Annotated in this window: 9 protein-coding genes; 6 read left to right on the plus strand and 3 right to left on the minus strand. The window is 67.5% G+C overall.

Annotated elements, in window-relative coordinates; all coding sequences use genetic code 11:
• The first annotated feature begins 291 nt into the window (after positions 1-291).
• The 4 genes from smc to def are packed head-to-tail and all read left to right on the plus strand — an operon-like array spanning position 292 to position 7828.
• Positions 292-3807, plus strand: a complete 3516-nt coding sequence (smc, locus tag AC3WLE_RS20460) for a chromosome segregation protein SMC (RefSeq protein WP_492356857.1) — start codon at positions 292-294, stop codon at positions 3805-3807.
• Positions 3804-5138: a cell division protein ZipA C-terminal FtsZ-binding domain-containing protein gene (locus AC3WLE_RS20465; RefSeq protein ID WP_492317841.1), complete on the plus strand. Its 1335-nt coding sequence runs from the start codon at positions 3804-3806 to the stop codon at positions 5136-5138. Before smc ends, AC3WLE_RS20465 begins: the two co-directional genes overlap by 4 nt.
• Positions 5139-5150: 12 nt before the next feature.
• A complete protein-coding gene (gene ligA / locus AC3WLE_RS20470; RefSeq protein WP_492317840.1) occupies positions 5151-7280 on the plus strand; it encodes an NAD-dependent DNA ligase LigA in 2130 nt (709 codons plus the stop codon).
• A 14-nt stretch (positions 7281-7294) separates the two neighbouring features.
• On the plus strand, positions 7295-7828 hold the full coding sequence (gene def, locus AC3WLE_RS20475; protein WP_492317839.1) for a peptide deformylase: 534 nt from the start codon (positions 7295-7297) through the stop codon (positions 7826-7828).
• Positions 7829-7917: 89 nt separating this feature from the next.
• On the opposite strand, the gene AC3WLE_RS20480 is transcribed toward def, so the two are convergent.
• From AC3WLE_RS20480 to map, 3 genes are all read right to left on the minus strand, one after another.
• Entirely contained in the window at positions 7918-9669 is a 1752-nt protein-coding gene (locus AC3WLE_RS20480) for a pseudouridine synthase (RefSeq protein ID WP_492351131.1), read from the minus strand.
• Positions 9670-9691: 22 nt separating this feature from the next.
• Positions 9692-12274 carry a [protein-PII] uridylyltransferase gene (locus AC3WLE_RS20485; RefSeq protein ID WP_492317945.1) on the minus strand — a complete coding sequence of 861 codons (2583 nt, stop codon included), beginning with the start codon at positions 12272-12274 and terminating at the stop codon, positions 9692-9694.
• An 87-nt stretch (positions 12275-12361) separates the two neighbouring features.
• Positions 12362-13180: a type I methionyl aminopeptidase gene (gene map, locus AC3WLE_RS20490; protein WP_013956962.1), complete on the minus strand. Its 819-nt coding sequence runs from the start codon at positions 13178-13180 to the stop codon at positions 12362-12364.
• Between the two features lie 336 nt (positions 13181-13516).
• Here map and rpsB point away from each other — a divergent pair, with 336 nt between their 5' ends.
• Positions 13517-14263, plus strand: coding sequence for a 30S ribosomal protein S2 (gene rpsB / locus AC3WLE_RS20495; protein ID WP_492317837.1), 747 nt, complete (start codon positions 13517-13519; stop codon positions 14261-14263).
• A 296-nt stretch (positions 14264-14559) separates the two neighbouring features.
• Positions 14560-15438 (plus strand): translation elongation factor Ts, encoded by an 879-nt coding sequence (gene tsf, locus AC3WLE_RS20500; protein ID WP_010809600.1) that lies wholly within the window; start codon positions 14560-14562, stop codon positions 15436-15438.
• Positions 15439-15451 lie beyond the last annotated feature (13 nt).

The raw sequence follows: 15451 nt of genomic DNA on the forward strand, positions 1-15451 counted from the left end.
TGACAGCGCCTGCGGCGCCTGCCAAAGTGCTTGCGGAAACGCCTGTAAGGGGCGGAATAGCAAGGGAAATCGGCCATGGGATAGGACGCCGGGGCGACTGCCAAACGGGCCGGCGAAGGCATCTGCGATGGTATGATTAGCCCCAATTCTCGGGCCCGAGGGGTATTTTGAGGTGCTGGCGTCACGCCGCGCCGGCTCCCGCGCAGCCCGGCTTTCTGAACAGTGCAATAGCCCCGATACCAGGCCGACCCCGGGTTCCATGCCGGAGTGGCCGATACCACACGAGAAACCGTGCGACTATCCTCGATCAAGCTGGCGGGCTTCAAGTCATTTGTCGATCCCACCAATTTTCAAGTGCCCGGCCAACTGGTCGGCATCGTAGGGCCCAACGGCTGCGGCAAATCGAACATCATCGATGCGGTGCGCTGGGTGCTGGGTGAGTCACGTGCGTCAGAGCTGCGTGGCGAATCCATGCAGGACGTCATCTTCAACGGCTCTACCGCGCGCAAGCAGGCCGGCCGGGCGAGTGTCGAACTGGTGTTCGACAACGCCGAGGGCCGCGCCGCCGGCCAGTGGAGCCAGTACGCCGAAGTCGCGGTCAAGCGCGTGCTGACCCGCGACGGCACTTCGTCCTATTACATCAACAACCAGCCGGTGCGCCGGCGCGACATCCAGGACATCTTCCTGGGCACAGGCCTGGGGCCCCGCGCCTACGCCATCATCGGGCAGGGCATGATCTCGCGCATCATCGAGGCCAAGCCCGATGACATGCGCATCTTCCTGGAGGAAGCCGCGGGCGTGTCCAAGTACAAGGAACGCCGCCGCGAGACCGAAAACCGCCTGTCCGACACGCGCGAAAACCTGACTCGCGTCGAAGACATCCTGCGCGAACTCGGCAGCAACCTCGAGAAACTGGAAGGCCAGGCCGAGGTGGCGCAGCGCTTCAAGACGCTGCATGCCGATGGCGAAGAGAAGCAGCACCTGCTGTGGCTGCTGCGCAAGCGCGAGGCCCAGCAAGAGCAGGAACGCCACCAGCGCGCCATCGAGCAGGCCCAGATCGACCTGGAAGCGCAGACTGCGCAGCTGCGCCATGTCGAGGCAGAACTCGAAACCATGCGCGCCGCGCATTATGGGGCGTCCGATGGCATGCACGCCGCGCAGGGCGCGCTGTATGAGGCCAATGCCGAAGTCAGCAAGCTCGAAGCCGAGATCCGCTACGTGGTGGAATCGCGCAACCGCGTGCAGGCCCAGATCGCCGCGCTGACCGGGCAGCGCGAGCAGTGGCAGGGCAAGGCCGAGCAGGCCACCGACGAGCTGGCGCAGGCCGAGGAAAACCTGGCCGTGGCCGAAGGCCGCACGGTCGAGGCGCAGGAAGCCGTCGCCCACAAGAACGACGAACTGCCGACGCTGGAAGCGCAATGGCGCGACGCGCAGCAACTGCTCAACGAGCAGCGCGCAGGCATCATGCAGGCCGAGCAGGCCCTGAAGCTCGAAGCCGCGCAGCAGCGCAGCGCCGACCAGATGCTGCAGCAGCTGGAACAGCGCCGCGAACGCCTGTCGGCGGAAGAAAAGGGCCTGGACCGTCCCGACGAGACCCGCCTGGAGCAGGCCCGCGCCGAACTCGCCGAGCAGGAAGCGCTGGTCGAGGAAGCCCAGGGCGTGCTGGCCGATGCGGAAGAGAGCGTGCCGCGCCTGGATGAAGCGCGCCGCGCCGCGCAGGCGCGCGTGCACAGCGAAGCCTCCGCCATCGCCACGCTGGAGGCGCGCCTGTCGGCGCTGCGCCAGCTGCAGGAGAATGTGCAGACCGACGGCAAGGTGCAGCCGTGGCTGGCCAAGCATGAGCTGGCCGAGCTGCCGCGCCTGTGGAAGAAGGTCCATATCGAGCCGGGCTGGGAAAACGCGCTCGAATCCGTGCTGCGCGAAAAGCTGGCCGCGCTGGAAGTGTCGAACCTGGACTGGGTCAAGGCCTTCCTGTCCGACGCGCCGCCGGCCAAGCTGGCGTTCTACTCGCCGCCGGCCGCCGCCCGCCCGCTGGAAACGCCTGCCGGCCTGCGCCCGCTGATGTCGCTGGTGCAGATCACCGAGCCCGGCATCCGCGCCGTGATGCAGGACTGGCTCGCCGATATCTATGTCGCCACCGACATGGCGCAGGCGCTGGCCGCGCGCAACACGCTGCCTGACGGTGCGTCGTTCGTCGTGGCCGAGGGCCACCTGGTGGGCCGCAACGCCATCCAGATCTACGCCGCCGATTCCGAGCAGGCCGGCATGCTGGCGCGCGAGCAGGAAATCGAAAACCTGCAGAAGCAGGCGCGCGCGCAGCTGCTGCTGTCCGACGAAGCCAAGACCCAGGCGGTGCGTGCCGAAGCGGCCTACACCCAGGCCAGCCAGGGACTGGGCGATGCCCGCGCGCGCGCCGAGCAGGCTACCCGCCGCGTGCACGCGTTGCAGATGGACGTGCTCAAGCTGTCGCAGGCGATGGATCGCTACTCCGCCCGCAGCGGCCAGATCCGCGAGGAGCTGGACGAAATCAACGCGCAGACCGAGGAGCAGCGCGCCATCCGCGCCGAATCCGAAGCCAGCTTCGAGCAGCACGACGCCGCGCTGGCAGAGATGCAGGCCACCCACGAAGACCAGCAGATGGCCTTCGAGGCGCTGGACAGCAAGCTCTCGGGCGCGCGCCACCAGCTGCGTGACTTCGAGCGCGCCGCGCAGGAAGCCCTCTTTGCCGAGCGCAACCTGGCCAGCCGCATCGACGAGCTGCGCCGCAATATCCAGGTGGCCGCCGACCAGGCCGAACGCATCGCCGAGTCGCTGGAAAACGCCCGCGCCGAGCTGGAAACCATCAACGAGCAGACCGCGCACACCGGCCTGCAGGAAGCGCTGGAGCGCCGCGCCGAGAAGGAAGAAAAGCTCACCATCGCGCGCACCGAACTCGATGCGCTGTCGGCACAGCTGCGCCAGCACGACGAGCAGCGCCTGGCCGCCGAGCGCAGCCTGCAGCCGCTGCGCGACCGCATCACTGAACTGCAGCTCAAGGAACAGGCCGCGCGCCTGAACCAGGAGCAGTTCAGCGAGCAACTGACCGCGGCCGAGGTGGATGAGGCCGCGCTGGCCGACAAGCTGACCGGTGACCTGAAGCCGTCGTACCTGCAGGGCGAAGTCACGCGCATCAACAACGCCATCAACGCGCTGGGCCCGGTCAACATGGCCGCGCTCGACGAACTGGCGGCGGCGCGCGAACGCAAGACCTTCCTCGATGCGCAGTCGGCCGACCTGAATGACGCCATCAATACGCTGGAAGACGCGATCGCCAAGATCGACCAGGAGACCCGCGCGCTGCTGCAGGGCACCTTCGACCAGGTCAACCATCATTTCGGCGAGCTGTTCCCGTCGCTGTTCGGTGGCGGCCAGGCGCGCCTGATCATGACCGGCGAGGAAATCCTCGACGCCGGCGTGCAGGTGATGGCGCAGCCCCCGGGCAAGAAGAACTCGACCATCCACCTGCTGTCGGGCGGCGAGAAGGCGCTGACCGCGATTGCGCTGGTGTTTGCCATGTTCCAGCTCAACCCGGCGCCGTTCTGCCTGCTGGACGAGGTGGACGCGCCGCTGGACGACGCCAACACCGAACGCTACGCCAATATGGTGGCGCGCATGTCGGACAAGACTCAATTCGTTTTCATCTCACATAACAAGATTGCCATGGAAATGGCTCATCAACTCATTGGCGTGACCATGCAGGAGCAGGGCGTTTCGCGTATCGTGGCCGTGGATATGGACGCGGCGGTTTCGATGGCGGAGGCAGCATGAAACTGAACATGGACCTGCAGACCGCGCTGATCGTCGCGGGCCTGGTTTTCGTGGTACTGGTGTTCGGCTACAACCAGTGGCAGATCCGCAAGGCGCGCCGACCGCGCGAGCTCAGCCCTGAAGACGACCTGCCGCCGATGCGCGAGCCGGTGGTCGGGCCGGGCACCGCGCCGGAAACCGCCGCGCGCCTGCACGAAGCCGCTGCCGAACAGGCACCGCGGCGTGAGCCGACGCTATCTCCGGCGCAGGCCACGGCCGGTGCCGCGGTGGCGACGGACAGCAACCATGCGGCTGCCGCCGCTGCGGCCGCCGCAAGCACCGCGGACGCCGACGAAGTCGTCGCCGAGGAAGTGTCCGTCGCGGCCGCCGCGACGCATGCCGAGGCCGCCGAGGCCGCCGAGGACGAGGCTGAAGCCGAGGCCACTCCGGCCCCGGTTCCCGCGCCTGCACCCGCCCCGGCCGCGGCTCCGGTGGCCGCCGTGCCCGATGGCCAGCCCACGCCGGCCCTGATCGATCCGCTGATCGACTGCATCGTGCCCCTGCACCTGGAGCGCAAGGCCTCCGGTGACCGCATCCTGCCGCTGACCGGCCGGCTGCGCCGCGCCGGCACCAAGCAGGTCCATATCGAGGGCCTCCGCACCGAAGCCAATGCATGGGAGCCGGTCACCGCCGGCCACCAGTACGAAGACCTGCAGGTCGGCGTGCAGCTGGCCAACCGCGGCGGCCCGCTCAACGCGCTGGAATTCTCGGAGTTCATCACCGCGGTGGAGTCGCTGGCCGAGTCGCTCGATGCTTCGGCCGACCTGCCGGACATGAGCGAGACCGTCGCCAACGCGCGCGAGCTGGACGGCTTTGCCGCCGGCTGCGACGTGCAGTTGGGCGTCAACGTGATCTCGGATGGCGCGCCGTGGTCGGCGGCGTACGTGCAGAACGTGGCCACGCAGGACGGGCTGGTGCTGTCGCGCGACGGCACGCGTTTTATCCGCTACCAGGCCAATGCCGAGGGCGTGCAGCGTCCGCTGTTCACGCTGCAGTTCGGCGACACCAACTTCCTGCGCGACGACCTGACCGTCAAGGCCGGCCGCCAGATCACGCTGCTGCTCGACGTGCCGGTGGCCGACCAGGCCGCCAAGCCGTTCAAGACCGTGTGCGAATACGGTCACACGCTGGCCCAGCGCATGGGCGCGCAGCTGGTCGACGACAATATGCGGCCGCTGACCGAGGCCTCGTTCGTCGCGATCTTCAGCCAGCTTGAAACGCTCTACAACAAGCTGGAAGCGCGCGGCATGCCGGCCGGTTCGTTGGTGGCGCAGCGCCTGTTCAGCATCTAGCCGGAGCCTGCCATGACCGCAACACACCGCGGCGCGCAGGCAGATGCCTCCGCGCCCGCCGGCCCCTTGCCGCCCGAAGCCGCCGCCAAGCGCGTGGCCTGGCTGCGCGACGAGCTGGATCGCCACAACTACCAGTACTACGTGCTGGACGCGCCTACCATTCCCGACGCCGAGTACGACGCGCTGTTCAGCGAGCTGCAGGCGCTGGAGCTTGAGCATCCCGAACTGCAGACGCCGGACTCGCCCACCCAGCGCGTGGGCGGCGAGCCGCTGTCGGCCTTCGACTCGGTGCGCCACCGCGTGCCGATGCTGTCGCTCAACAACGGCTTCGCCGACGACGACGTGCTGAACTTCGACCGCCGTTGCGCGCAGGGCCTGGGCCGCACCGCGCCCGCAGCCGGCGAGCAGGACCTGTTCAGTGCCGCCGACGCAGTCGAATACGCCTGCGAGCTGAAGTTCGACGGCCTGGCCATGTCGCTGCGCTATGAGGACGGCCGCCTGGTGCAGGCCGCCACCCGCGGTGACGGCGAGACCGGCGAAGATGTCACGGTCAACGTGCGCACCATCAAGGCGATTCCGCTGAAGCTGCGCGGCCAGGCTCCCGCCGTGCTTGAAGTGCGGGGCGAAGTCTTCATGTACCGCGGCGACTTCGACAAGCTCAACGAACGCCAGGCCGAGGCCGGCGAGAAGACCTTCGTCAACCCGCGCAACGCCGCCGCGGGCAGCCTGCGCCAGCTCGATCCGCGCATCACCGCCAAGCGGCCGCTGTCGTTCTTCGCCTACGGGCTGGGCGAGCTGCAGGGCGTGGACCGTCCGCCCACCCACAGCGCCATGCTCGACGGCTTTGCCGCGCTGGGCCTGCCGGTGTGCAAGGACCGCGCGGTGGTGAAGGGCGCGCAGGGGCTGCTGGATTTCTACCGCGATATCGGCCAGCGCCGCGACGCGCTGCCGTATGACATCGACGGCGTGGTCTACAAGGTCAACGCACTGGCCGAGCAGGAGCGCCTGGGCTTTGTCTCGCGCGCGCCGCGCTTTGCGTTGGCGCACAAGTTCCCGGCGCAGGAAATGACCACCATCGTCGAGGACATCGAAGTCCAGGTCGGCCGCACCGGCGCGATCACGCCGGTGGCGCGGCTCAAGCCCGTCTTCGTCGGCGGCGTGACCGTGACCAATGCCACGCTGCATAACGAGGACGAGATCCGCCGCAAGGATGTGCATATCGGCGACACCGTGATCGTGCGCCGCGCCGGCGACGTGATCCCGGAAGTGGTCGCCGTGGTGACCGAACGCCGCCCCGACGATGCGCGCGCGTTCGTGATGCCGACTGCCTGCCCGGTGTGCGGCTCGCATATCGAGAAGCTCGAGGACGAAGCCATCGCCCGCTGCACCGGCGGCCTGATCTGCGCCGCGCAGCGCAAGCAGGCGCTGCTGCATTTCGCGCAGCGGCGCGCCATGGATATCGAAGGCCTGGGCGACAAGCTGGTCGAGCAGCTGGTCGACCAGGGCATCGTGCGCACGCCGGCGGATCTGTTCAAGCTGGGCGTGGCCAAGCTGGCCGCGCTGGAGCGCATGGCCGACAAATCGGCGGCCAACCTGGTGGCGGCGATCGACGCGTCGCGCGAGACCACCATGAACCGCTTTATCTTCGCGCTGGGCATCCGCCATGTGGGCGAAGCGACCGCCAAGGACCTGGCCCGGCACTTCGGCAAGCTGGATGCGCTGATGGCAGCCGACGAAGCGGCGCTGCTGGAAGTGAACGATGTCGGCCCGGTGGTGGCGCAGTCGATCGCGCACTTCTTTGCCGAGCCGCACAACGTCGAGGTCATCGAACAACTGCGCGCCGCAGGCGTACACTGGGCGGAATGCGAGCCGGTGGCCAAGGCCCCGGCGCCGCTGTCGGGCAAGACCTTCGTGCTGACCGGCACGCTGCCCACCATGTCGCGCGAGGACGCCAAGGAACTGCTGGAAACCGCCGGCGCCAAGGTGGCGGGTTCGGTATCGAAGAAGACCGACTACGTGGTCGCGGGCGCCGAGGCAGGCAGCAAGCTCGACAAGGCCGAGGCGCTGGGCGTGCCGGTGCTGGACGAGGCCGGCATGCTGGCGCTGCTGGCTGAAGCCGGCGCCGCGCCGGCACAGGAATAACCGGGGAAGCAACCATGATCCGTGAGATTCTCAAGATGGGCGATCCGCGCCTGCTGCAGGTGGCGCGGCCGGTGGAGCGCTTCAATACGCCGGAGCTGCGCACGCTGATCGAAGACATGTTCGACACCATGGACCACGCCAACGGCGCCGGCCTGGCCGCGCCGCAGATCGGCGTGGACCTGCAGGTGGTGATCTTCGGCTTCGACCGCAACCCGCGCTACCCGGACGCGCCGACCGTGCCCAAGACCGTGCTGGTCAACCCGGCGCTGGAAATGGGGTCCGACGAGATGGAGGACGGCTGGGAAGGCTGCCTGTCAGTCCCCGGCCTGCGCGGCGTGGTGCCGCGCCACCTGCGGCTGAAGTACAGCGGCTACGACCTGATGGGCAACCGCATCGAGCGCGTGGCCGAAGGCTTCCATGCGCGGGTGGTGCAGCACGAGTGCGACCACCTGCAGGGCATTCTGTATCCGATGCGGATCAAGGACTTCAGGCAGTTTGGGTTTACGGAGGTGTTGTTTCCGGATCTGCCGCCAAATAGCGACGATTGACGAGCTGTGCGGCGTGGTATCGAACCCGCGCAAGGCGCAAAAAAACCGGTCCCCAAGGACCGGTTTTTTTGTGTCGGCAAATTCCGGAATCAGAACTTCTCAAACTGCCCCAGGAACCGCCACTTGCCCGGCGGCAGGTCCCCCAGCACCACGCGCCCCATGCGCACGCGCTTGAGGCCGACCACCTGCAGCCCGACCTGTTCGCACATGCGGCGGATCTGGCGCTTGCGGCCTTCGCGCAGCACGAAGCGCAGCTGCTCCTCGTTCTGCCAGCTCACCTTGGCCGGCTTGAGCGGCACGCCATCCAGCGACAGCCCGTGGCGCAGCAGTTCGAGATCATCGGCCGGGAATTCCGCGCTGATATTGCGCTCGACCACGCCCTGCGGCGAGTGCCAGACCACGCGCACCAGGTATTCCTTCTCGACGGTCGAATCCTCGCCGATCAGCGCGCGCGCGACGCGGCCGTCCTGCGTCAGCACCAGCAGGCCGGTTGAGTCGATATCGAGGCGGCCCGCCGGGGCCAGGCTCTTGCGTTGCCACGGGGCAAAGCGCTTGCGCGTGGGGTCGCCTTCCCACTGGTTCTCGGGGGTGAACAGCACCGCGGCCGGCTCGTAGCCGTCTTCGGCCTGGCCGGAGACGTAGCCCACCGGCTTGTTCAGCAGCACCGTGACGCGCTCGCCCTGTTCGGAGCGCGCTTCCTGCATGATCTCGATCTCGGCGTCGGGGCGGATGCGGCTGCCCAGTTCGGTCACGGGCTTGCCGTCGACCAGCACCCAGCCGTGCGGGATCCATTCGTCGGCTTCGCGGCGCGAGCACAGGCCCAGTTCGGACATGCGCTTGGACAGGCGCACCAGGCCGTCGTCGTGGCTGGACTCGGCGCGGGCGGGCTTTTCCTGGCGCGCGGCCGGTGCCTGCTGGCGTGCCGGGCCGGCGGTGCGGATGCGGTCGGCGGCGTCGCTGAAGCGGCGTGCCGGCGCGGTGCCTTCACGGCGGCGCTCGCCCGACGGCGCGCGACGCGGGCGCTGGTCGCCATCGCCATCGCCATAACGGCGCGGACGCGAGTCGGCGCCTTCGAAGCGGCGGGGACGGTTGTCGTCGTCGCCATAGCGGCGCGGGCGCGAGTCGGTGCCTTCGAAGCGGCGGGGACGGTTCTCGTCATCGCCAACGCGGCGCGGACGCGATTCGGCGCCTTCGAAACGGCGGGGACGGTTGTTGTCCTCGCCAGCACGGCGCGGCGGACGCGAATCACCGCCCTCGAAACGGCGCGGCGGGCGCGCTTCGCCGCCTTCGAAACGGCGCGGACGTGCCTCGCCCCGGTCATCGCCCGTGCGGCGCGGCCGGTTGTCGTCGTCGCCAAAACGGCGCGGCGGGCGCGCTTCGCCGCCTTCGAAGCGGCGCGGGCGTGCCTCACCCCGGTCATCGCCCGTGCGGCGCGGGCGATTGTCGTCGTCGCCAAAACGGCGTGGCGGGCGCGCTTCGCCGCCTTCGAAGCGGCGCGGACGTGCCTCGCCCCGGTCGTCGCCATAACGGCGCGGACGGCCTTCGTCATCGCCGAAGCGGCGCGGACGCGCCTGGCGTTCGCCGTCAGCGGGACGCGGCGCGCGGGGCGCGGCGCGCTGGGCTGCGCCGGCCTGCGCTTCGCCCTGGGCCGGACGGCCGCCGGTCTTGCCGCCGGCGCGCTCCTGGGCGCGCTTGATGCCTTCGGAGACGGCTTGCACGCGCTTGCGGTTCAGGTCGGACACGCGCACGGGGCGGGTGCCGGTCTTGCGCGCGGCCGTGCCGGTGTCGCTGGCGGCCTTGATACCTAGCGTCTTGCGCTTCTGCGAATTGCTGTCGGTCATATGTTGATGCTGCCCGCCCGCCTCAGATGGCGAGGGCGGCGAGCAAGTCCTGTTCAAGCTGAATCTGCAATCGGTTGTCGGCAGCCAGGCGGCTGCCGTCGACCAGGAACACGTCTTCGACGCGTTCGCCCAGGGTGTTGATGCGTGCCGTGTGGACGGATACGCGATGCCGTGCCAGTACGCGGGCGATGGCGTACAGCAGGCCGGTGCGGTCGTTGGCGGACAGCGACAGCAGGTAATACTGGCCGCGCTCGTCGGGGCGCAGGTCCACGCGCGGCTTGATCGGGAAGCTGCGCGACTGGCGCGACAGCCGCCCCTGCGTGGGTTCGGGCAGTGCGCCTTGCAGGCGCAGCCGCTCGCACAGTTCGTGCTCGACCAGCGCGATGATGTCGCGGTAGCTGCCGCCGTCGCCGGCCATGCCGGGGTCGGTGACCTGGAACGTGTCCAGCGCGTAGCCGTGGCGCGTGGTGTGGATCTTGGCGTCCTGGATCGAGAACGCCTTGCGCTCGAAGTAGCCGCAGATGCGCGCGAACAGGTCGGGCTGGTCCTTGACATAGACCGCCACCTGCAGGCCTTCGCCGGCGGGGGAAACGCGTGCCTTGACCACCGGCGTGGGGCTGTCCACCTTGTTGTACAGGTGGCGCGTGAGCCAGGCGATATCGTGCGAATCGTGGCGCAGGAAGAAGGCCACGTCGAGCTGCGCCCACAGGGACTTGCCCAGCGCCGGGTCGAAGGCCTTCAGGCGCAGCTCGGAGATGGTGTCCTCCTTGCGCTGCGACCACAGCGAATGCGAATCCACGCGCGCGCCGCCGAGCACGCGCAGCGTGATGTGGTACAGGTCTTCCAGCAGCTTGCCCTTCCACGCGTTCCATACCTTGGGGCTGGTGCCGCGGATGTCGGCCACGGTCAGCAGGTAGAGCGCGGTCAGGTAGCGTTCGCTGCCGACCACGCGGGCAAAGGCGTGGATCACGTCGGGATCGGTCAGATCCTGCTTCTGCGCCACGTGGCTCATGGTCAGGTGGTGCTCGACCAGCCAGCAGACCAGGTCGGCGTCTTCGCGCGCAATGCCGTGCTGCTTGCAGAAGCGGCGCGCATCCACGGTGCCAAGCTTCGAGTGGTCGCCGCCGCGGCCCTTGGCGATGTCGTGGAACAGCGCTGCGACCCACAGCACCCACGGCTTGTCGAAGCTGGCCATCAGCTGGCTGCAGAACGGGAACTCGTGGGTGTGCTCGACGATGGCGAAGCGGCGCATGTTGCGCACCACCATCAGGATGTGCTGGTCCACGGTGTAGACGTGGAACAGGTCGTGCTGCATCTGGCCGACGATGCGCCGGAAGTTGATCAGGTAACGGCCCAGCACGCTGGTCTGGTTCATCAGGCGCAGCGCATGCGTGATGCCCTGCGGCTCCTGCATGATGGCCAGGAACAGGCGGCGGTTTTCCGGATCGTTGCGCCAGCCCGCGTTCATCACGGTGCGCGCGTTGTACAGCCCGCGCAGCGTGCGCGGCGACAGGCCTTTCACGCCGGGCGTGCGCTGGTACAGCAGGAAGGTTTCCAGGATCGCGTGCGGGTCGCGTTCATAGATGTCGTCGCTGGTGATCTCCAGCATGCCCTGGCGCTCGACAAAGCGCTCGTTGAGCACGCGCGTCACCTGAGACTCGCTCGGGAACAGCATCGCCTCGATGTTCAGCAGCAGCACGCTGTTGAGCTGCGTGACCGCCTTGGCCGCCCAGTAGTAGCGGCGCATCAGTTGTTCGCTGGCGCGCTTGTTGGTGGTCTGGCGATAGCCGAAGGACTCCGCCAGCGCGGTCTGCAGGTCGAATACCAGCACGTCCTGGCGCCGGCCGGCCACCAGGTGCAGGCGCGCGCGGATGGTCTTGAGCAGGCGCTCGTTGCGCGCCAGCTCCTGCGCTTCGCGCTGCGTCAGCAGGCCGCGCTCGAACAGTTCTTTCCAGCTGTCGCCCAGGCCCGCCGCCTTGGTCATCCACAGGATCACCTGCAGGTCGCGCAGGCCGCCGGGGCTTTCCTTGCAGTTGGGCTCGAGCGAGTAGGGAGTGTCCTGGTACTTGGCGTGGCGCTGGCGCATTTCCAGCAGCTTGGCCTGGAAGAACGCGGCCGGGTCCAGGTCGGCGAGGTAGCGCGTACGCATCGACTCGAACAGCTTGCGGCTGCCGGTCAGCAGCCGCGCTTCCAGTAGCGAGGTCTGGATGGTGACGTCCTGGCGCGACTCGCGGGTGCAATCGTCCACGGTGCGCACCGAAGAGCCGATCTCCAGCCCGAGGTCCCAGCACAGGCCGATAAAGCGCTCCAGGCGCCCGGTGGTGTCCTGGTCGGGCTCGGCGGGCAGCAACAGCAGCACGTCGACGTCGGAGTACGGCAGCAGCTCGCCGCGGCCATAGCCGCCCACCGCCACCAGCGCCGCGCCCGCGGGCATCCCCAGGCCGCGCCAGGCTTCCACCAGCCCGGCGTCGACGGCGCGGCGCAGCCGCGTGATCAGCGTGCCGACATTGGCGCTGATGTTGAAGTCGGCAAACAGCGCCTGCTTGTCGGCTTTGAGCTGGTCGCGCACGCGCGCGGCAAGCAGCAGTTCCGGCGTGGTGTCCATGGTGGTGGCGGGCTCGGCGAGCGGATTGGTGGGCACGGCTGGAAAAAGAAAGGCGCCCGGTCAGGCGCCCCTGGCTTCAGTGCGACCTCAGGCCGCGACGGAATCGGTGATAAAGGCCGGCGGCGCCGGGCTCCCGGCCGATACCGTGAGGACCTCGTAGCCGGTTTCCGTGACCAGCACGGTGTGCTCCCACTGCGCCGACAGGCTGCGGTCGCGGGTCTTGACCGTCCACTGGTCGGGCATGGTGCGGATATCGCGCTTGCCGGCGTTGATCATCGGCTCAATGGTGAAGATCATGCCGGCCTTGATCTCGGCGCCGGTGCCCGGGCGGCCGTAGTGCAGGATCTGCGGGTCTTCGTGGAAGTTCTTGCCGATGCCGTGGCCGCAGTACTCGCGCACCACGCTGTAGCCGGCGGCTTCGGCGTGTACCTGGATGGCGTGGCCGATGTCGCCCAGACGGGCGCCGTGGCGAACCTGCGCGATACCCTTCCACATGCATTCATAGGTCACCTGCGACAGGCGCTTGGCCAGGATCGAGCCCTCGCCGACGATGAACATGCGGCTGTTGTCGCCGTAGTAGCCTTCCTTGGTGATGACCGTGATGTCCAGGTTGATCGCGTCACCGTTCTTCAGCACGCGGTCGCCTGGAATGCCATGGCAGATCACGTCGTTGACCGAGGTGCAGATCGCGCCGGGGAAGGGCGGATAGCCGGGGGGAGCATAGTTCAGGCACGCCGACACAGTGCCTTGCACTTCACGCATGTAGGCGTGGCACAGGCGGTCGATTTCGCCGGTGGTGATACCTGGCTGGACGAAGGGCGTGATGTAGTCGAGGACCTCGGACCCAAGGCGGCAAGCCACGCGCATCTGGGCGATGTCTTCGGCGGTGTTCAGGTGAATGCTCATGCTACGTCGCCAAAAAGTGAAGGCGAGGCCACTGGCCGCGCCGAAATCGAAAGGTCAATGTAGGATTATCGCACCATCGGAGCCAGATCGCAGCCTGTGCGCGCCCGTCCCGGGCTGAGTCCGCAGGGCGCCAGGAAGCCGGGCGGCTTGAGCGGGCCGCACTTTTGTTGCTACAATAGCGGGCTGACTTGGTTGCGGCGCAGCATTGCGTGCGCCAGGCCGGTATTTTTGCAGGATTATTCCTGCTGTCGTTTGAAATCGCTGGCCCGCCTATCCGGGGTGTTCCTTTTCAGGAATGTCGGGGCGGGCTTCAGACCTAACCCTCTGGAGTTTTACATGTCCGTTACCATGCGCGAAATGCTGGAAGCCGGTTGCCACTTCGGCCACCAGACCCGCTTCTGGAACCCGAAGATGGCCCCCTTCATCTTCGGCCATCGCAACAAGATCCACATCATCAACCTCGAAAAGACGTTGCCGATGTTCCAGGACGCAATGAAGTACGTGCGTCAGCTGGCAGCCAATCGCGGCACCATCCTTTTCGTGGGCACCAAGCGCCAGTCGCGCGAAATCCTGGCTGAAGAAGCAGGCCGTGCCGGCATGCCCTACGTCGACGCCCGCTGGCTCGGCGGCATGCTGACCAACTTCAAGACGGTCAAGATCTCGATCAAGCGCCTGAAGGACATGGAAGCCGCCAAGGAAGCCGGCGCGCTGGAAACCATGAGCAAGAAGGAAGCGCTGATGTTCGAGCGCGAAATGCTCAAGCTGGAAAAGTCGATCGGCGGCATCAAGGACATGGGCGGCGTTCCGGACGCGATCTTCGTGGTCGACGTCGGCTACCACAAGATTGCCGTGACCGAAGCCAACAAGCTGGGCGTGCCCGTGATCGGCGTGGTTGATACCAACCACTCGCCGGAAGGCATCGACTACGTGATCCCGGGCAACGACGACTCGAGCAAGGCCGTGGCCCTGTACGTGCGCGGCGTGGCTGACGCGATCCTGGAAGGCCGTGCCAACGCGGTGCAGGAAGTGGTTGAAGCCGCTCGCGGCGGCGACGACGAATTCGTCGAAGTGCAGGAAGGCTGATTGCCCGCCGCCTGATTGCCGCAAAGGAACCCGCTAGCGCGCATCGTCACCGCACGACAGACAAGCAACGCTTGCCGCCCGTCACCACGGGCTGCGCGCAAGGCGAAAGCCGGGGTACGCCGGCAACCGGGCAAGAAGGGCAATAAAAAGGGGGCACATCTGGCGCCCCCTTTTTTTGAATTTGAATTGTTGTCATCCGCCGCAGGCAGTATCTGCCGCGGGTGTGCTGTAGACCCACCGACCGGGTGCCGCAGGCGACTGCCGGCAGCCGGCGTGAACCATTCAAGGAGTGACAAATGGCGGCAATTACCGCAAGCATGGTTGCAGAACTGCGCGCGAAGACCGACGCGCCGATGATGGAATGCAAGAAGGCCCTGACCGAGGCCGACGGCGACCTGGACAAGGCCGAAGAGCTGCTGCGCGTCAAGCTGGGCAACAAGGCCAGCAAGGCCGCCTCGCGCGTGACCGCCGAAGGCGTGGTCGCATCGTTCATCGACGGCACCACCGGCGTGCTGGTCGAACTGAACTGCGAGACCGATTTCGTCTCCAAGAATGACGACTTCCTGGCGTTCTCGGCCAAGGTCGCCGAACTGATCGCCAAGCAGAACCCGGCCGACGTGGCCGCCCTGTCGGCGCTGGAAATCGACGGCGTGAGCGTTGAAGCCACCCGCACGGCCCTGATCGGCAAGATCGGCGAGAACCTGACGATCCGCCGCTTTGCCCGCTACGCCAACGGCGGCAAGCTGGTTTCGTACCTGCACGGCACCCGCATCGGCGTGATGGTCGAGTTCGATGGCGACGAAGCCGCCGCCAAGGACGTGGCCATGCACGTGGCCGCCATGAAGCCGGTGTCGCTGTCGGCCGAGCAGGTCCCCGCCGACCTGATCGCCAAGGAGCGCAGCATTGCCGAGCAGAAGGCTGCCGAGTCGGGCAAGCCGGCCGAGATCGTCGCCAAGATGGTCGAGGGTTCGGTGCAGAAGTACCTGAAGGAAGTCTCGCTGTTCAACCAGCCGTTCGTGAAGAACGACAAGCAGACGGTTGAGCAGATGCTGAAGGCCGCCAACACGACCGTGAAGGGCTTCACCCTGTTCGTGGTCGGCGAAGGCATCGAGAAGAAGCAGGACGACTTCGCCGCTGAAGTGGCCGCCCAGGTGGCCGCTGCCCAGAAGGGCTGATGTCCGGGGCGCT

The organism is Cupriavidus sp. FW306-1B-F12B (genome assembly GCF_058781795.1).

Excerpts from the sequence above, each read along its gene's own strand:
- rpsB (WP_492317837.1), top strand. The coding sequence starts at position 13,517 with ATGTCCGTTACCATGCGCGAAATGCTGGAAGCCGGTTGCCACTTCGGC.
- AC3WLE_RS20480 (WP_492351131.1), bottom strand. The coding sequence starts at position 9,669 with ATGACCGACAGCAATTCGCAGAAGCGCAAGACGCTAGGTATCAAGGCC.
- map (WP_013956962.1), bottom strand. The coding sequence starts at position 13,180 with ATGAGCATTCACCTGAACACCGCCGAAGACATCGCCCAGATGCGCGTG.
- tsf (WP_010809600.1), top strand. The coding sequence starts at position 14,560 with ATGGCGGCAATTACCGCAAGCATGGTTGCAGAACTGCGCGCGAAGACC.
- def (WP_492317839.1), top strand. The coding sequence starts at position 7,295 with ATGATCCGTGAGATTCTCAAGATGGGCGATCCGCGCCTGCTGCAGGTG.
- ligA (WP_492317840.1), top strand. The coding sequence starts at position 5,151 with ATGACCGCAACACACCGCGGCGCGCAGGCAGATGCCTCCGCGCCCGCC.
- AC3WLE_RS20465 (WP_492317841.1), top strand. The coding sequence starts at position 3,804 with ATGAAACTGAACATGGACCTGCAGACCGCGCTGATCGTCGCGGGCCTG.
- AC3WLE_RS20485 (WP_492317945.1), bottom strand. The coding sequence starts at position 12,274 with ATGGACACCACGCCGGAACTGCTGCTTGCCGCGCGCGTGCGCGACCAG.